Here is a 15497-nt window from a genome sequence, read left to right as displayed (position 1 = left end):
AGCTCACGCTCCCGGCGTTACGAGGGTCATCAGGTACTCGATGTAGCGAACGCCGTCCTCGACTTGCCGGCAAGCGTCAAGCGCCGAGAACTGATCCTCCGTCATCCATGGTCGCAGTGACGGATCTTGACGGGCCACATCATGGAACGCCTTTGCGGCGCCGCCGGATCCTGGAATCGACACGACGCGGCGTTGCATGGCCAACGCCAGCTCGACCTCCGTCTGGGTACCCGGGCCTCCGCCCACAACGATCACCATGTCTACCCCTCGGACGACGTTCGAACGTCCGAAAACGCCTACCACGCGGTCAAATTCGGCCGGTCGGTAGTGATCGGCGATGTACGTCATCACCTCAATGCCGACGCCGACCGGCCCGTGTACGACCTCCGGTTCGCGCCGCAGCACCATGCGCGATAACGCCCGAACCGCCCGATCGATAGCTTCATGGTCGCAAGCCCCCGCGCGACTACCGCACAGGGCGACCCGTAACGAGCGGTCCGCAAGATGTCGCGAAGGAACAGCAACCGCATTGACGGCACTGATCACCACGTCTTGCGGCGCGATGCCCAACAACACCCGTGCGCGGTCGGGCATATGAAGCCCGTCCGCGATACGGGTCAGCACGTCGATATCCGACACCGTTCCGGAACGGACGCCCCGGACCCAGTTCGACACATCCGAGCGGTCATGCAGCGTGAGCTGCGCCAACCGAGTCTGCGTGCACGCCGGATGGGAGGTCAGGTAGAGCTTGAACAGCCCGCCGATGTCACGGCCGACCAGGCACACGTGTACCTCCGGCCTTCCCCAAAACCCCGTTTCCGCGTTGCGCGGATCGAAGGCCTGCGGCCGCACATCACACCTCCGGCAGTGCGCCGACCGCTGAGGCAGCCGGATCCTTACGATAACGCCTTCCCAACGTCCCTCAAACTGCCCGGCGTTGCAGGTGACGTGGCGTCACGCGCGAGCTTGAGTTGGTCTGTCCCGTGAGCGATGGGGTTACTGAGTGCGCCCGAACTCCAGGTATCGGGTCGAACCATCTGCGGCGGCCTCGACGGCCTGTTCGAGCCGCCGGTTCATGGACGGACGCAGATGGTCCGTGGCCTGGTCGAGGGGAAGGAAGCGGATCCCCGACAACTCCTCGGCAGGCACGTTCGCCTTGGACGCAAAATCATCAGGCAACGTGCCGCCGTCAAAAATGAACATCAGCCCGTCGCCCCAAACACCGTGCGTCGGCATCCAGTCGACGACGAGAAGCCGCCCGACCGTCACATCGAGCCCAAGCTCCTCCTGGAGTTCCCGTTCGCATGCCGCCCGCGGCGACTCATCCGGTTCTGCGATACCGCCTGGGATCTCCCACGTCGGCTTGTAGACCGGGACGACGAACAGCACATGCCCGGAGCTGTTGCGGAGCAGCGCACCGCCGGCCGTCCGTTTCCGGGGCATGCACGCCGCGACTCCGGCGTGAAACTCCTTCTCGGGCGCGCCTTCGGCCCGCAGGTCGTCTTCAAGCGTCACGGCTTCACCGTACTGATTACCAGGCTGCGTTACGCGGTCATGCCCAAACGCCCACGGGCGTGATCGGCGAACGCCTGCACGCTCGCGCATTGAGACCACGGTTCCATGCGGCTGACCAACTCCTCGACGTGCCTGCGGGAGCGCGCGGAATTGAGTTCGCCCGCGATGGTCGCCGCTTCCGTCCCGAAGCCGGCCGCAGCCTCGACGTCACGCCGCAGCAGGGCGACGTTGGCCTGCTGGACCAGGCCAAAGACGCGCCTGCGTGATTGACCGGATGACGGTTGGGCCGTGGCCACCTCGATCGCGGCGGCTGCCCTTTCGGCGTGCCCGAGATCTGCCCAGCACGCTCCCACGTGACTCGTGAAGACGATCTCGTTGAATGACACCGCCCATGTCGGACTATCGCCCGCCCCTGTGCGTTCGTACGCAGCATCGGCGCGACCGAGTGCTGCTTCGGCCGCCTCGGCGTACCCGAGCGCGGCGAGCGAGCGGGCCTCCAGCAAGGCCGCCTCGGTTGCCACAGCCGGGGCTGTCGACCGTGCGACGCCTTCGGACGCGGCGCGGGCCAGCCGCAGAGCCTGGACCGGCTTCTTCAGATAGAGCGCCTGGTCGCTCATGCTCGTGAGGATGTAGCCACCGTAGGCACGATCACCTGCGGCCTCGGCAAGGCGTAGGGCCTGTACGAAGTAGCGCTGGCTCGTGCCGTGGCGGCCACTGTCGTACGCCATCCAGCCGATCAACTCCGTGAGTACCGAGGCCGCTTGGAAGTAGTCGGTACGCACCTTCGGCGAGACCGCCTCGCGGAGTCGAGGGACGACTCGATCACGGAGGTATCGCGCCGCGAGCTCCCGCGACTGGTCGCCACCGAATTGCCGATCCAGCGCGTCGAACGTCTCGGTCATCGAGTGGAGTTCGCCAACGCTCGCCGCCGTCAGCGTGATGGATCCATGTGTCGTGGTGGTCTCCACCGTCGTCACCAGCCAATCCAGGCAAGCGGCTTCGACGGCTTCGGGCTCGTACGCGGTCGCGCGCACCGACGGCGAACGATCGACGTCTCCTTCCGCCACGCTGAGTAACGCGTCGAGCGCTGCTGCGAATTGCCGATGGTACGTAAGCTGGTGGCGGTCGCTGCCACGTTTATCGGTCGGCGAAGTTCCCCCCTGCTTCACCACTGGGCGTGTACCGTCGTCCTCGACCCCAGCCAGCAGCCGGTCGAGTTCGCCGTTGGTCACGTCGAGCGCGGCGGCCAGTCGCCGCCGCATCCACGGCTGCGGTCGGCTGCGGCCGGTCTCCCAGCGGGCAATGGTCGTTCGGTCCACGCCGAGTTCCTCGGCGAGGGATTCTTGCGTGAACCCTTGAGCTTCGCGTTGGCGCACGAACAGGTGGCGCTTCATGGCGTCCTTTCCCCCGACCGCTTCATCAAGCCAAATGCGCAGGTCGGCTCCCACGATGCCGCATCGACGCCACAAAAGTGCATGGATTGTGCCCTGTTTCCTCCTTACAGGCAGGCGTTTTCTGGTGTCACGCCAGATCAGGCGGCTACCCGACGCCGCCGGAATAGGGAGGCCTCGTCGTGCGCGCAGCAGAGCCAGCGACCACCGTGCTCCTGCACGAGCTCTTGGACCCCGTTCCGACGGCAGCGTCCCAGGCACGCCGCCTCACCAAGACGGCATGCCGCGGTTTGATCTCCGACGCATACGAAGTCGTGCTCGTGGTCGACGAGTTGGTCACCAACGCGGTCATCCACGGGCTGGCGCAGCCGATCCACTTGTGGATCTACCGCAGCGGCAGCCGGCTGTGGGTCGAGGTCGACAACGCGTCACACCCGTGGCCGGGATTGGCCCTCGTCACGCGCCCCGACGATGACATGCCGTGCGGCCGAGGCCTGCTGATCGCCCTGTCCCTCTGCAAAGCCCTCCAGGTCCACGTGAATCAACGCAGAACCGTCGTCTCAGCGGCATTCGCGACCACGCCCTGAAGCCGCCCACAGCTCATCAGCTTCCAACCCACAGGGGAATCCATGTTCGAGGCGACCGCACCACATATTCGCCAGAACCCCGCAGCCCCCATCCGCCTGGCCCCCGCACTCATCGCTCCGTCCTGCGCCGCCCTGGTGTTCGAAAGCGACGAGTACGACGGCGAGTTCGACGTGCGGGCCTGGTCATACGTCGTGGTGACCGCCCGGCACGTCCAGGACCTCGTACGCAACCTCGTCCCGTGGGCTGGCGACACGGACGCACAACGGCTCACTGCCATCGACGTGTGCCACCAGGTCGCAATCCTCCTCGAATCAGACCGAGAACGCGACGCCTTCCTCTCAGAAATCGCGGGGCGACTCGGCCGATCACCATCTGCCGCACAACGCCACCACGACGCCCGATCGCGCTGACAGCCCGCGTACAGCGCCGCAGCTGAACCGCCTGTCCGCCACGGCGGTAAGCACCAAGCCGGGGCAGGCGGCGAACCTCATACCCCCGAAGGTTCGACGGCCACCCCACCTGGCGCGATCGCAGGTAGTGCTCGTTCCAAACGCAGAGGAAATCCACAATCATGCTCGGCTTGCCCACTTATCGCGACTTCGTTCCCGGCCGCCTCGACGTCACAGTCGTCCGATGCCCCTCACCCGATCAACCGATCGTGCTGCGAGGCCGAACCGACGTCCAGCAGCACCTCGGTACTCACACACCGCAGCCGGCGCTGCCCTTGTTCCTCAGCATTCCTGCGGCAGTGGAGTTGACAGCACAGCTCGCCCTTGCCTTGGTGGATTTGGATGTGGCGCACGCGCAAGTCGTCAACAACCGGCTTACCGGTGCAATCGAGGCGTACCGGCAAGGCCGCCCCATCCCGCCGGGCATCGGTCTCGCCTCAGGCTGGTTCGAACGCCCCGCTCGGTTCCGTTGATCTGTCGAATCAACACTTGGGCGAAGTCGCGAAGTTACTGCCCATCCCTTTTCGTCGAGGTCGCAACCTCGTGCGGGTCGATACCCAAGCAGTCGCGCGCCAGGCAGCCGCCTTCGGCCAAGAATTCCCAGCGTCGAACTCGTGAAGTTGAATGCCGCGTGGCGCTTCGGCGTGTTCCGGTGATCCGCCACCCGTGCCCCTCGCGTGCCCGATGACACAGGGAGCCGGGGGATACAGCGGCGTCTCGCGGTGAGTCAGGCAACGCCGAGGCCCCCGACCGTTGTTGCTGGTCAGGGGCCTCATATGGCCTGTCACGCGGAGGGCGTGGGATTCGAACCCACGAACTGGGTCACCCCAGTTAGCGGTTTTCAAGACCGCCGCCATCGGCCGCTAGGCGAGCCCTCCATGCCCGTGGTCCCGGGTGCGGGCGGGCGTGGACAGTGTCTCATGGGGTGGGGGTGCGGTCACCGGGGATTTGGGGTGGGGGAGGGGTGGTTGTGGGGCGACCCGGCTGTGGGGCAGGGTCGCGGTGGGGGTTACTGGTCGCCTTGGCGTTGGCCGAGGGTTACTTCGGTGGTGGCTTCCTTGCCGTCGCGGAGGTAGGTGATTTTGACCTTTTCACCCGGCTTGTGGCTCCAGATTTCGCTGAAGAGGTCCTCGTAGGCCGTGATGGTGTGGTCGTTGAGCTTGGTGATGATGTCGCCGGCCTTCAGGCCTGCCTGGTCGGCGGGGCCGTTCGGGGTGATGGGGGGCTGGCCCTGGACGGAGCTCTGCCGGATGCGGGCGCCGACGCCGCTGTACTCGGGGTCGGGGATGACGCCGACCTGGGCGTACACCGGCTTGCCGGTCGCGATCAGGGTCTCCGCGACCCACTTCGCCTGGTTGATCGGGATCGCGAAGCCGAGGCCGACGCTGCCGGTCGACTGCTGGCCGGAGAACGGGTCGGCGCTGCCGCCCGAGCGGATCGCCGAGTTCACGCCGATGACGTTGCCCTGGGCGTCGAGCAGCGGGCCGCCGGAATTGCCGGGGTTGATCGACGCGTCGGTCTGCAGGGCGTTCATGTACGACACCTGCTGCTGGTCCCCCGACGCGACCGGGCGGTTCTTGGCACTGATGATGCCGGTCGTGACGGTGCCGTCCAGCCCGTACGGCGAACCGATGGCGAGGACCGCGTCCCCGACCGCGACGTTCGCGCTGTCGCCGAGCGGCAGCGGCTGGAGGTTCTGCACGCCGTCGACCTTCACCACCGCGAGGTCGTAGCCCTCGGCGCGGCCCACGATCTTGCCGGGCACCGTCTTGCCGTCGGAGAACGTGACGGTCAGCTCGCCGCCGTCGGCGGCGAGGGACACGACGTGGTTGTTCGTCAGGATGTGGCCCTGGGTGTCCATGACGAACCCGGCGCCGGTGCCCTCCTCCACGCCGAGGCCGGTGCCGCTCTTGGTCTTGATGGTCACCGTGCCGGGCAGCGCCTTGGCCGCTATTCCGGCGACCGACTCCGGTGCGCGGTTGATCGACGCGGGGTTCACGGGCGGATTGGATGTGGTGACACTCGACGAGGCCGTGTCGTCGTCGCGGTCGGCGACCCACGCGCCAATCCCGCCGCCGATACCACCCGCGAGGAGCGCGGTGAGCACGGCGGTGGCCACCAGCGGGTTCGGCCGACGGCGCTTTTTGGGGGCGGGCGCGCCGAATCCGGGGTGACCGGGGTACGGCGCGGCCGGGAAACCGTAGGGCGGCGTGCCGCCGGCGCCTGCCGTGCCCGCGGCGTTCCCGTCGGGCGCCGGGGCCGCGAACGCGGTGGCCACCGGGTCCGCGGCGGGCGGCTGGGCGGCAGGCTCGGCCGGCGGTGACGCAGCCGGTGGCGTGGACGGCGGCTGGACCGGCGGCGCGGGCGGCCGGGTCTGTTGCGACGGCTCCCCGGCCGACGACGGTGTGCTGTGCTCGGCGGCGGGTCCGCCACCGTCCGATCCGGGGAACGCCTCGGGCTCGGACGGCGCGATGGGGTTTTCCTCCCCCGGTGCCGGTGCGCCACCGGCGACCTCGCGTTCGTCGTTCACTCGGACCTCCACTCATCGGGGACTCTGCGCCTCCAGGGTCCCCGAAGCCGTGTCGGAACACGGTTAGCGGACGGGCGCCGGAGGCACGGTCTTCTTTATCCCGGGATTATCCGCGGGCCGAGACGCAACCGCCCGGCGCGCGCGACGGCCGGCGGCGGCAAACGGCGGGCCGGCGATCAGTCGAAGAGCTGCTGGATGAAGCTCTTGCGGTGACCATACCCGTGCCGCCCGTGGCCGTAGTAACCGTGGCCGCCACGCCGGTGACCGTAGTAACCGCCGTGCGAACCGTGCTTGCCGTGGCCGTAGTAGCCGTGGCCGCCCTGCGGATGCGGCGCGGGCGCCGGCGCGACGTAGCCGGGCGCGGGGGCACCGTACGCGGGGGGCGGGCCCTGCTGGGGGTAGCCCTGCTGCGGGTACGGCTGCTGCTGCACCCAGTTCTTCTCGGCGTTGAGGATCTGCTCCAACTCGCCGTGGTCCAGGAAGATCCCCCGGCAGTTCGTGCACTGGTCGATGGTCACACCGACGCGCTGGAAGGTCTGCATCATGCCGCGGCAGCGCGGACAGGTCAGCGTATTCATGCCGCCAACGTACTCGCGGATCGCGCCCGGCGTGCCCGCGCGCGGGAAGGCGTCCGGGAACATGCCTCCGGCAAGGGGAAGTTGGCCCGGCGCCTCGGTCACGCACCCGACCACCCGGTGTCGACGTGCGGTTACCTGCTGTTGGCAACACGTTGGCAACACGCGGGCGACGAGGTGGCACGATGACCGGGTGAGTCCTCATTCCGGGCCGGCCGTCCAGGTGGTCGCGCATCGCGGATCGTCCGAAGACGTCCCCGAGCACACCCTCGCCGCGTACCACAAAGCGATCAAGGACGGCGCCGACGCGCTCGAATGCGATGTGCGCCTGACCGCCGACGGCCACCTGGTGTGTGTGCACGATCGCCGCGTCAACCGCACGTCGAACGGCCGCGGCCTGGTCTCCACTCTGGAACTCGCCGAGCTCTCGGCGCTCGACTTCGGCTCGTGGAAGGCGGACGCCGCACACGCCGAGGACCCCGAGGCGCCGGAGTGGGACCGTACGTCCGTCCTGACGCTCGACCGCCTGCTCCAACTCGTCGTCGACGCCGGCCGGCCGGTGCAACTCGCGATCGAGACCAAGCACCCGACGCGCTACGCGGGCCTGGTCGAGCGGCGACTCGTCGAACTGCTCGACCGTTTCGGGCTCGCCCATCCGATCGCGGACCGGCCCTCGCCGGTGCGGGTGATGAGCTTCTCGCAGATGTCGCTGCGGCGGATCCGGAACCTCGCGCCGCGCCTGCCCGTCGTGTTCCTGATGGAGCGGGTGCCGCTGCGCTTCCGCGACGGCACGCTGCCCAAGGGCGTCTCCATCGCCGGGCCCAGCATCGAGATCGTGCGCGCCCATCCGCGCTTCGTCGCGCGCCTGCACCGAGCCGGGCAGCGAGTGCACGTGTGGACGGTCGACCGTCCCGAGGACGTCGAGCTGTGCGTGCGCCTGGGCGTCGACGCCATCATCACGAACCGGCCGGGAAGCGTCCTGGACCAGTTGGCCGGCCACAGGAAATAGTGCCGCCTCCCGGGTTTTGGGCGCGACTGTGACGCATCGCACTGCCTCGCGGCGCACTGCCGTGGCTGCCGGCTCTTGCGAATGGGTCGGGGCGTACGGGTAGAAATAGGACTCCGTCCCGTCCGCCAATCCGTGCATCCGATCAAAAGCGCGCAGAAACCGGCACTGCCGGGCGTTTTCCCTCCGGTCGCGGGTGCGCGGGCTGACGGAGCGACAGTTTCCGATCCAGGCGCACCGGGCATCCCTTGGCCGACGTGTGCTGCGAAGGAGGTCCGGGGGTGGCAATGGTCGTGGCCCGTGGGGTGCCCGATTCCGAAGCTGTACTCGTCCCGCACGCCTCCGTGGGTGTCGGCACCGCCCGGCGCCGCCTGATCGCCGGACTGACCGATCGCGGTTTCGACTGTGCCGTCGTCGACGACGCGGCGCTGGTCCTGTCCGAACTTCTCAGCAACGCCCTCAAACACGCCCGGCCGTTGCCGGACGGGAGCGTCCGCGCGGCATGGGCGGTGCGTTCCGACCGCGTTCTGGTCATCGAGGTCACCGACGGCGGCGGACCCACTCTTCCCCGGCAGCCCAGCCCGTCGGTGACCGCGCGCGGCGGGCGCGGCCTGTCGATCATCGACGCGCTGGCCGCGGACTGGGGGGTGCGCGGTACGGCGGACGAGGTCACCGTGTGGGCGCTGCTCCCCATCCGCGTGGCAACCGGTGAGCAGACGGACGAAGTCTGGGATTTCGACTTCGACGCCGTCGAGCCGCTGGACGGCTGACCTGTCCGACCCGGCCGCGACGTCGCGGAATGGGTTAAATGCACGGAGCGGACTACGCTCGCGGTCGTCAATCGTCCAGAGCACGTACGGAAGTCCGAGTCGGACGTCCGCGTCGACGGCCGCGCCGGGCCGGTACGCGGATCCGGCGGGATCCCCCGCAGGCCCTGGATCCGCGATCTGCGACCGGGAGAGATCTCAAGCATGGGCAAGAAGGCCGCGCGGAAGGGCCGCTACACCACGAACGCGACCACCGCCACGGACACCGTTCCGGTGGTCGGCGGACGCGAACCCTGTCCCTGCGGCTCGGGCCGCCGCTACAAGGCGTGCCACGGTCGCGAGGCGTCGACCGCCGCTGAGACCCTGGTGCACCGGCCGTTCGAAGGCCTCGCGGACGAGTGCGACTGGGTCGCGCTGCGCGAACTGGTACCGGCCGCGACCGCGCGGCTCACCCTGGCCGGTGCGGAGGCGGACCGCTCGGTCACGCTGGCGACGGTCCTGCCGATGGCGTGGCCCGCGCTGCGCCGCGACAATGGGGCGATCCTCATCGGATTGCAAACCCACACGAGTTCGGGTGATGTGAGCCGCGACCTGGCGGACGCGCTGGAACGCGCACTCATGGCCGAGGACGGCTCGCCGGTCACGCCCGGGCCGCTGCCGGGCCCGGGGCCGCGGCTCCAGGACCTGCTGGACGTCACCGCACCTTTGGAGGTGACGGTGCACGAGGGGTTCGACTTCTGGGTCGAGGACGCCGAGTCGGCGACCGGCGAGGTGGCCGCGTCGCTGGAGCGCGCGAACGCCGCCGCCACGCCCACCGCCCGCCTGACGTCGGTGGATGCGGCCTACTGGTGCAGCATGCGTGAGAAGAATCACCTGCGCTGGGTCATGCCGCACCCCGAGGAGAAGCTGCTGGACGCCATCGCGCGCCTGCACGCCGCCGACGCTTCGTCGCTGGGCGAGGGCACGCGGTTCGTGGGCTCGTTCCGGGCGCACGGCCTGCTGGTTCCGGTGTGGGACCTGCCGGGCGGGATGTCCGCCGACGACGTCGAGAAGCCGGCGACGGAATTCGGCGCACGGTTGGCTGAATCCCTCGCCGACGAGAGCCCGCTGACGCCACGTCAGCGCAGTGCGCGGAACGGTCTGCTCAATCGGCAGATCACGCTGAACTGATCTCGCCCGGCCTGGCCCGGGAACGACCTCGGGCACGGCCGGCTGTCGGAGACTCTCCCGCGCTTACGGGAGGCGGCGCCCCGACAGCCTCAGCAGGCCCGGCTCCGGGGCGGGTTTCCCGAGGGTGGGAGGCCCGCGACACATTGGACCTGGTCCAATTCCACCCCGGACTTGGGTACTGGCAAGTTGCCTGTTACCTTTGATCCTGCCCGGCCGCTGATGCATCCCCCGTCTTCAGCGGCCGGGCCCTTTTCTTTGTTGGGGCTGTTTCCGGGAAGGCCTCGGGCGGGCACGCGCCGACGCGCGCGGACGGCGGAAAATGGCTGGATTCCGCCCCTGCCCCGCGGCGCCGACCGCAGCGCCGATCTCACTGGGCCGAGGCGGTTCCGGCGCGCAGCACCTTGCGGGACTCGTCCGCCGTGGCGATCTCGGCGATCGCCGACCACAGCGCCAACGGCTCGTCGGTACGCAGCCGCGGCGTCTCGCACTGGCCCTCGTCCGCGCCCGCGTCGATCGTGCAGCGCATCTCGACCGTGCCGTTGTCGGGGCGCAGCAGCACGAGCGCCACGACCAGCGGCTCGGCGGTCGGGTTGCGGTAGTGAACCCGGGCCCAGACCTCACCGCCCTCGCGCGCGACGCAGGCCTGCGCCCGCACCCCGCCGGGCGCCTCGGCGGCCTTGCCGCACACGGTGTTCGCCGACGCGGTGGAGGCCGCGGCGGCCGGGGTGGCGGCGGCGGGCGGTGCGGCAGGCGCTGCGGGCACTGCCGTCCCACCCGGGGCCGGCTTGCTCGGTGTCGGGGAAGTCCCCTTGATGGCAGGGGAGTTCGTACCGGCCAAAAGCTGCTTCACGACATCGGCGCCGTCGGGGGCCTCCGGGTCGACGCCGTTGCCGAACTCGTACGAGCCGGACGGACGCGGCGTCGGTACGACGGAACTCCCGTCGGCCGTGGCGGACTTGGACCGGGCGGAATCGGCCGAGGCCGCCGCGAGGGGAATGACCAGGCAGATACCCACCGTCGCGGCGAGCGCCGCGGTGCGAACGCGTGCCGAACGTGCCCGCTGCATGCTGTCTCCTCGCGCAAAGTCCCGCCCGTTGCACGCGGTTCGCGGAACCCGGTCATTGGCGGAAAGGAGCCTATCGCCTGGCGGGTTCCGCGACGATCTCTCGTTCAGCCCGCGGTGGGTCCGGCGCTGAGCCACCCACCGGGGGCCATCCCGAGGACCACGCCGTGGCAGCCCTGGGCGTACGCGCGCAGGGAGATGTTGATGCCGGGCTCGCCGGCGGACACCGGCGGATCGAGCCGCGCCTGTTCGTCGACGAGTTCCGCGAGATGCAAGTGCGCCTGACTCCAGGGGAGTTCCTGCTCGCCCGCAGCACCGAGGGCGCGCAGCACTGCCCGGTGCGCGCGGCCGAGGACGTCGTCGACCTCGTTGTTGCCGGTGATCGGGCGCGGCAGCATGTCGCGCAGCGCGGCGGCGTCGTCCAGGATCCGCCGGACCTGGTCGGGGTCGCCCGCCGGGACCAGCTCGGCGTCACCGGGGACGCGGCCGTCGACGATCGCCTGGAGCACGGACGCGGCGGCGAGCGCGTAGGCGGCGTTGCGCTCGAACGCCAGCCGCCGGATGCCGTTGTAGTGGGTGTAGACGAGGCATTCCATCTGCCACGCGACGGCCGTCCTGGGCTGGAACGTCGCGCCTGATTCGTCCTGCCGGGCGCGTTCGTGGGCGACGCGGACCTTGCCCACCGCGAGGTCCGCGCCCTCCAGGGCGAGGTCCAGGTCGACGCACAGGCGTGCCAGGCTCTCCAGCCCGGCGGAGACCGCGGCGGGAAGCGGGGAGCCGTTCCGGTCGTTCGGTACGGGCCCACGCGCGCCGTGCGCGCCTGCGAACCCCCGCGTGGCACCGGCTTCGTGCCCTTCCGGCTGACGCATATCCGTCCTCCCCGAGCCGCCCCGACCGCCCTCACGCTACCGCCGTCTCAGGGGCCTTGGGAGTCATGCCGCGCGGTCGGGCGGACACACGTCAGAACAGGAACGCGACACTCCGTATCCGCCGCATGCGGCACGAAAGTTTGCGTGCCAGGGCGTGCGCCCGGCGCGTTTCCGGCGCGCGTTCAGGCTGATCGGCGAACCTGGGTGACCGAATGACAGGTGTCGACCAGGGTGCGCACGAGGTCGGCCACATGCGGCAGCCACGGCGCGGAGGTTCCCGGGACGGCGGACCCGGACGGCTCGACCGCCCAACGCAGCGGCCCGCCCGGCGCGCGCGACGGCGGCAGCGCGAGATAGCCGTCGTCGCCGTGGCAGCGCAGTGTGAAGGGAACCGTGCCGTACCGGTCGAGGCCGTAGCGGTCGAGCAGGTCGCCGAGCTCGTCGAGAGTGTACGGCGCGACCAGGAACGCGAACCGCCCCGGCGAAGCCGCCACTGGTCCCGTCCGTACACCGAGCATCCGCAACTGCCCCAGCGCGCGGACGCCGGCTTCCTCGGGCACGCTCAGCGCGGCGACGCGGCGGCCGGTGGCCAGCACGACCGGGGCGTCCGGGAAGCGGCCCCACCACCAGCGCACCATGCGCTCGTCGGCACTCGCGGCGATCAGCGGCGGCCTCACGGTCGCAGGCGAACGACCTGGTGAAAGCCCCGAAGCCGGTCCGGCCACCGGGTCGAGCGGGAGCGCGGAGGCCGGCGGCTCGGGATGCGCCCCGGGCAGCGCGCAGTCGTCACGGCCGCAACTGCACGTGCACGCCCACCGGTCCAGGCCCACGCCGGGGACCACGGGCCAATCCCATCGGGCACACGCCACCGCGGCGGACAGCAGTGCGGATCGTTCCCTACGTCGCTTTCCGAGGATCTCGCGCAGCATGGCGCTCGTTCCCTTCCGTGAGCCTGCCGGAAATGCCGGAAACTGCTGGAAACTTCGCTTGACCTGCCAGGGCATTGCCTGTGTGGTGCGCCGGGCCGCGACCACCCGTCGGGCGGGCCGCGTCCCTTCCGGAACCGGTTCCGTTTTGAGCTGTCTTGAGCTGTATGGGACTTGTGTCCGCAAGAGTGTCCCGATCGACGCCCGACACTCTGTCGAACAAGTTTTGCAGCGCGCCATACGCGGGCCGGGTGGCGGGACATGGCGCACGGTGGCGCGGACAGGCGTAGCTCTCGTGCGGGTGAAACCCCGGGCGGCGGAGCAGCATCGCTCCGTGGCATGTCGGAGGCCATCCGGGACCACTCAAGACCACCCGGCCAAACCAATCCGGCGGATGATCCCGATCAGCTCTTCACTTCTGCAAGGACGATGCGCCACGCCGTGGGGTTCCACCGGAGGTATGTGACGACCTCCACTTTCTTTCTACCCGTTCCGCGGAACCCGGGCACGCCGCCGCGCCGCAGGCCCCGGGTGCGAGAGACATGGCACGCCTGCCCAGGTTCTACGATCCCTTGCCATGGCACTTGAGGCATCCGGAATCGGCGGATCCGACGAGGCGAACGGCGCACCGGCGCCGACCGCGGTGGTGATCCCGGCGCACGACGAGGAGCGCAGGATCGCCGCGACCGTGCGTGCGGCGCTGGGGATCGACGGTGTGGACCTCGTCGTGGTCGTCGACGACGGGTCCCGGGACGCCACGGTGGCGACCGCGGCGGCGGCGGGTGCGGTCGTCGTCCGGCACGGCCGGAACCGGGGCAAGGCGGCCGCGATGGAGACCGGGGCCGCCGCGGTGGCTGCGATCGACGCGCGCGAGGGGCGCGGCGGGTCGGATACAGCGCATCTTCTGCTGTTCCTGGATGCCGACCTGGAGGAAAGCGCGGCGAACGCGGCGGCGCTGATCCCGCCGGTGCGCGACGGCGCGGCGGCGATGACGATCGCGATCCTGCCGCCGCAGAAGCAGGCCGGCGGCGGGCGCGGATTCGTGGTGCGTGCGTCCCGCGACGGCATCCGCCGGGCCAGCGGATTCGCCGCGACGCAGCCGCTGTCGGGGCAGCGTTGCCTGACCCGCGACGCGTTCGAGGCGGCGCTGCCGCTGGCTGCCGGCTTCGGCGTCGAGACGGGCCTCACGATCGACCTCGTCCGGCAGGGGTACGCGGTGCACGAGGTCGAGGTGGACCTGCACCACCGGGTGACCGGAAAGGACTGGGCCGCGCAACTGCACCGGGCGCGGCAGTACGCGCATGTGGCGCGCGCGTTGGCCACGCGCGGAGCGGTCGGCGCGCTGCCGGGCGCGGTGCGCGGACGACGTGGCGGAACACCGGCGGATCCTTCGGAAAGGACAGGCTGACGCGGTCGGCCACCCGGCGAGCGCGGACGTTTCACGTGAAACACGACGAGGCGGTGAAGAGCGGGGTGGCGCCCGCCTGCCCGGAAACCGTGAGTGCGAACGCGGGCGGACGCGCCTTTCGGGCCTACGGCGTCGCGGCGCTGACGTGCCTCGGCCTCGGCATCGGCCTGCTGCTCGCCACTGGCCTGCTGGGGCCGAGCGCCGCGCAGCCGCCGGTGCCGGGGAGCCCGGGCCGGCTGCCGCCCTACCACCTGGGCGCGGATCCGTCGGCCGCTGTGGTGACCGGATTGCTCCTGGGGTCGGCGCTGGTGGGCGCGGCCGGGCTGGGCCTGGCGATGCTCGCGCTGCGTCGGGGCTGGGCACCGGATCCGCGGCGCCTGACGATCGTCGGCACGGGCGCGGCGGTGGCCGCGGTGCTGGTACCGCCGATGGGGTCGGCGGACCACCTGGTGTACGCGGCGTACGGCCGACTCGCGGCGACCGGCCGGAACCCGTACCGCGACACCGCGCAGGACCTGGCCGACAGCGGCGATCCGGTGGGGATCGCGGTCGAGGCGCCGTGGCAGGACACCCCGTCGGTGTACGGCCCGGTCGCCACCGCCGAGCAGTGGTTCGCCGCGAAGGTCGCCGGCCCGTCCCCGCACACGGCCGTCTTGGTGTTGACGCTGATCGGCGCGCTCGCGTTCGTCGCCACGGGACTGCTGCTGCAACACGCGGCCGCCGGCCGCGCGGAGCGGACCGGCGGCATTGCCGCGGCGAACCGAGCGCGGACGCGGGTCGCGGTGCTGTGGCTGCTCAATCCGCTGCTGCTGTTCGTCGGGGTCAACGCCGGGCACCTCGACGCGCTCGCGGTCGCGCTCGCGGTCGCGGCACTGGTCGCGGTGCGCCGCTCGGTGCCGCTCGCGGGCGTGCTGATCGGCCTGGCGTGCGCCGCGAAGATCACCCTCGGGCTGTACGTCCTCGCGTTGGTGTGGGGGCTGCGGCACCGGCGCCGGGACGCCGGCGTGCTGCTGGGCACCGGCCTGGCGGTCGGCCTCCTGGCGTACCTGCCACTGGGGACGCAGGCGTTCGGGCAGATGCGGGAGAACAGCAGACTCGTCTCCCTCGCGATGCCGCTGCGGCTGACGGTCAAACCGCTGGAGTCCGCTCTCGGCGCCGACGACGCACGCACGCTCATCGGTCTGATCGGCTGGCTGTCCCTCGCCCTCGTCGCATGGCTGCTCGCCCCTGTGCTCGCGCG

Annotated in this window: 16 protein-coding genes and 1 tRNA gene; 8 read left to right on the top strand and 9 right to left on the bottom strand. The window is 70.4% G+C overall.

The window, feature by feature from the left end:
- Positions 1-3: 3 nt before the first annotated feature.
- The 3 genes from ACRX5W_RS00575 to ACRX5W_RS00565 all read right to left on the bottom strand — a co-directional run bounded on the left by ACRX5W_RS00575 (position 4) and on the right by ACRX5W_RS00565 (position 2909).
- Positions 4-852, bottom strand: a complete 849-nt coding sequence (locus ACRX5W_RS00575) for a hypothetical protein (protein WP_436785871.1) — start codon at positions 850-852, stop codon at positions 4-6.
- Positions 853-996: 144 nt separating this feature from the next.
- Positions 997-1515, bottom strand: a complete 519-nt coding sequence (locus ACRX5W_RS00570; RefSeq protein ID WP_436785870.1) for an NUDIX domain-containing protein — start codon at positions 1513-1515, stop codon at positions 997-999.
- Positions 1516-1544: 29 nt separating this feature from the next.
- The gene (locus ACRX5W_RS00565; RefSeq protein ID WP_436785869.1) at positions 1545-2909 is read right to left on the bottom strand and encodes a helix-turn-helix domain-containing protein; all 1365 of its coding nucleotides are present in this window, start codon (positions 2907-2909) and stop codon (positions 1545-1547) included.
- 179 nt (positions 2910-3088) lie between these two features.
- Here ACRX5W_RS00565 and ACRX5W_RS00560 point away from each other — a divergent pair, with 179 nt between their 5' ends.
- The 3 genes from ACRX5W_RS00560 to ACRX5W_RS00550 all read left to right on the top strand — a co-directional run bounded on the left by ACRX5W_RS00560 (position 3089) and on the right by ACRX5W_RS00550 (position 4416).
- Positions 3089-3493, top strand: a complete 405-nt coding sequence (locus ACRX5W_RS00560) for an ATP-binding protein (protein WP_436785868.1) — start codon at positions 3089-3091, stop codon at positions 3491-3493.
- Between the two features lie 42 nt (positions 3494-3535).
- Positions 3536-3904, top strand: a complete 369-nt coding sequence (locus tag ACRX5W_RS00555; protein ID WP_436785867.1) for a hypothetical protein — start codon at positions 3536-3538, stop codon at positions 3902-3904.
- A gap of 161 nt (positions 3905-4065) precedes the next feature.
- Positions 4066-4416: a hypothetical protein gene (locus ACRX5W_RS00550; protein WP_436785866.1), complete on the top strand. Its 351-nt coding sequence runs from the start codon at positions 4066-4068 to the stop codon at positions 4414-4416.
- A 316-nt stretch (positions 4417-4732) separates the two neighbouring features.
- On the opposite strand, the gene ACRX5W_RS00545 is transcribed toward ACRX5W_RS00550, so the two are convergent.
- From ACRX5W_RS00545 to ACRX5W_RS00535, 3 genes are all read right to left on the bottom strand, one after another.
- Positions 4733-4821 (bottom strand) — tRNA-Ser (locus tag ACRX5W_RS00545).
- Between the two features lie 131 nt (positions 4822-4952).
- Positions 4953-6473 (bottom strand): S1C family serine protease, encoded by a 1521-nt coding sequence (locus ACRX5W_RS00540; protein WP_436785865.1) that lies wholly within the window; start codon positions 6471-6473, stop codon positions 4953-4955.
- 176 nt (positions 6474-6649) lie between these two features.
- A complete protein-coding gene (locus tag ACRX5W_RS00535) occupies positions 6650-7051 on the bottom strand; it encodes a zf-TFIIB domain-containing protein (protein WP_436785864.1) in 402 nt (133 codons plus the stop codon).
- A 190-nt stretch (positions 7052-7241) separates the two neighbouring features.
- Here ACRX5W_RS00535 and ACRX5W_RS00530 point away from each other — a divergent pair, with 190 nt between their 5' ends.
- The 3 genes from ACRX5W_RS00530 to ACRX5W_RS00520 all read left to right on the top strand — a co-directional run bounded on the left by ACRX5W_RS00530 (position 7242) and on the right by ACRX5W_RS00520 (position 9991).
- Complete coding sequence (locus tag ACRX5W_RS00530; RefSeq protein ID WP_436785863.1) at positions 7242-8057, top strand: glycerophosphodiester phosphodiesterase; 816 nt, start codon at positions 7242-7244, stop codon at positions 8055-8057.
- A gap of 284 nt (positions 8058-8341) precedes the next feature.
- Positions 8342-8824, top strand: coding sequence for an ATP-binding protein (locus ACRX5W_RS00525; protein ID WP_436786738.1), 483 nt, complete (start codon positions 8342-8344; stop codon positions 8822-8824).
- 201 nt (positions 8825-9025) lie between these two features.
- A complete protein-coding gene (locus ACRX5W_RS00520) occupies positions 9026-9991 on the top strand; it encodes a DUF5926 family protein (RefSeq protein WP_436785862.1) in 966 nt (321 codons plus the stop codon).
- A gap of 367 nt (positions 9992-10358) precedes the next feature.
- Here the strand turns inward: ACRX5W_RS00520 and ACRX5W_RS00515 are convergent, their stop codons facing one another.
- The 3 genes from ACRX5W_RS00515 to ACRX5W_RS00505 form a co-directional block, all read right to left on the bottom strand.
- Positions 10359-11057, bottom strand: a complete 699-nt coding sequence (locus tag ACRX5W_RS00515; protein WP_436785861.1) for a hypothetical protein — start codon at positions 11055-11057, stop codon at positions 10359-10361.
- A gap of 104 nt (positions 11058-11161) precedes the next feature.
- Positions 11162-11923, bottom strand: coding sequence for a hypothetical protein (locus ACRX5W_RS00510; RefSeq protein ID WP_436785860.1), 762 nt, complete (start codon positions 11921-11923; stop codon positions 11162-11164).
- 182 nt (positions 11924-12105) lie between these two features.
- Positions 12106-12852, bottom strand: a complete 747-nt coding sequence (locus ACRX5W_RS00505) for a bifunctional DNA primase/polymerase (protein ID WP_436785859.1) — start codon at positions 12850-12852, stop codon at positions 12106-12108.
- A 574-nt stretch (positions 12853-13426) separates the two neighbouring features.
- Here ACRX5W_RS00505 and ACRX5W_RS00500 point away from each other — a divergent pair.
- Both ACRX5W_RS00500 and ACRX5W_RS00495 read left to right on the top strand, forming a co-directional pair.
- Complete coding sequence (locus ACRX5W_RS00500) at positions 13427-14257, top strand: glycosyltransferase (protein WP_436785858.1); 831 nt, start codon at positions 13427-13429, stop codon at positions 14255-14257.
- A 35-nt stretch (positions 14258-14292) separates the two neighbouring features.
- The coding region (locus tag ACRX5W_RS00495) for a glycosyltransferase 87 family protein (protein WP_436785857.1) at positions 14293-15497 on the top strand (1205 nt) is incomplete at its 3' end.

This window comes from Yinghuangia sp. YIM S10712 (assembly GCF_051388935.1).
Classification (GTDB): domain Bacteria; phylum Actinomycetota; class Actinomycetes; order Streptomycetales; family Streptomycetaceae; genus Yinghuangia.
The sequence above is the reverse complement of the archived record's forward strand: the minus strand, read 5'-3'. Positions and strand labels throughout refer to the sequence as shown.

Coding starts and splice junctions, on each gene's coding strand:
- ACRX5W_RS00565 (WP_436785869.1), bottom strand. CDS start 2,909: ATGAAGCGCCACCTGTTCGTGCGCCAACGCGAAGCTCAAGGGTTCACG.
- ACRX5W_RS00555 (WP_436785867.1), top strand. CDS start 3,536: ATGTTCGAGGCGACCGCACCACATATTCGCCAGAACCCCGCAGCCCCC.
- ACRX5W_RS00550 (WP_436785866.1), top strand. CDS start 4,066: ATGCTCGGCTTGCCCACTTATCGCGACTTCGTTCCCGGCCGCCTCGAC.
- ACRX5W_RS00535 (WP_436785864.1), bottom strand. CDS start 7,051: ATGAATACGCTGACCTGTCCGCGCTGCCGCGGCATGATGCAGACCTTC.
- ACRX5W_RS00525 (WP_436786738.1), top strand. CDS start 8,342: ATGGTCGTGGCCCGTGGGGTGCCCGATTCCGAAGCTGTACTCGTCCCG.
- ACRX5W_RS00520 (WP_436785862.1), top strand. CDS start 9,026: ATGGGCAAGAAGGCCGCGCGGAAGGGCCGCTACACCACGAACGCGACC.
- ACRX5W_RS00515 (WP_436785861.1), bottom strand. CDS start 11,057: ATGCAGCGGGCACGTTCGGCACGCGTTCGCACCGCGGCGCTCGCCGCG.
- ACRX5W_RS00510 (WP_436785860.1), bottom strand. CDS start 11,923: ATGCGTCAGCCGGAAGGGCACGAAGCCGGTGCCACGCGGGGGTTCGCA.
- ACRX5W_RS00505 (WP_436785859.1), bottom strand. CDS start 12,852: ATGCTGCGCGAGATCCTCGGAAAGCGACGTAGGGAACGATCCGCACTG.
- ACRX5W_RS00500 (WP_436785858.1), top strand. CDS start 13,427: ATGGCACTTGAGGCATCCGGAATCGGCGGATCCGACGAGGCGAACGGC.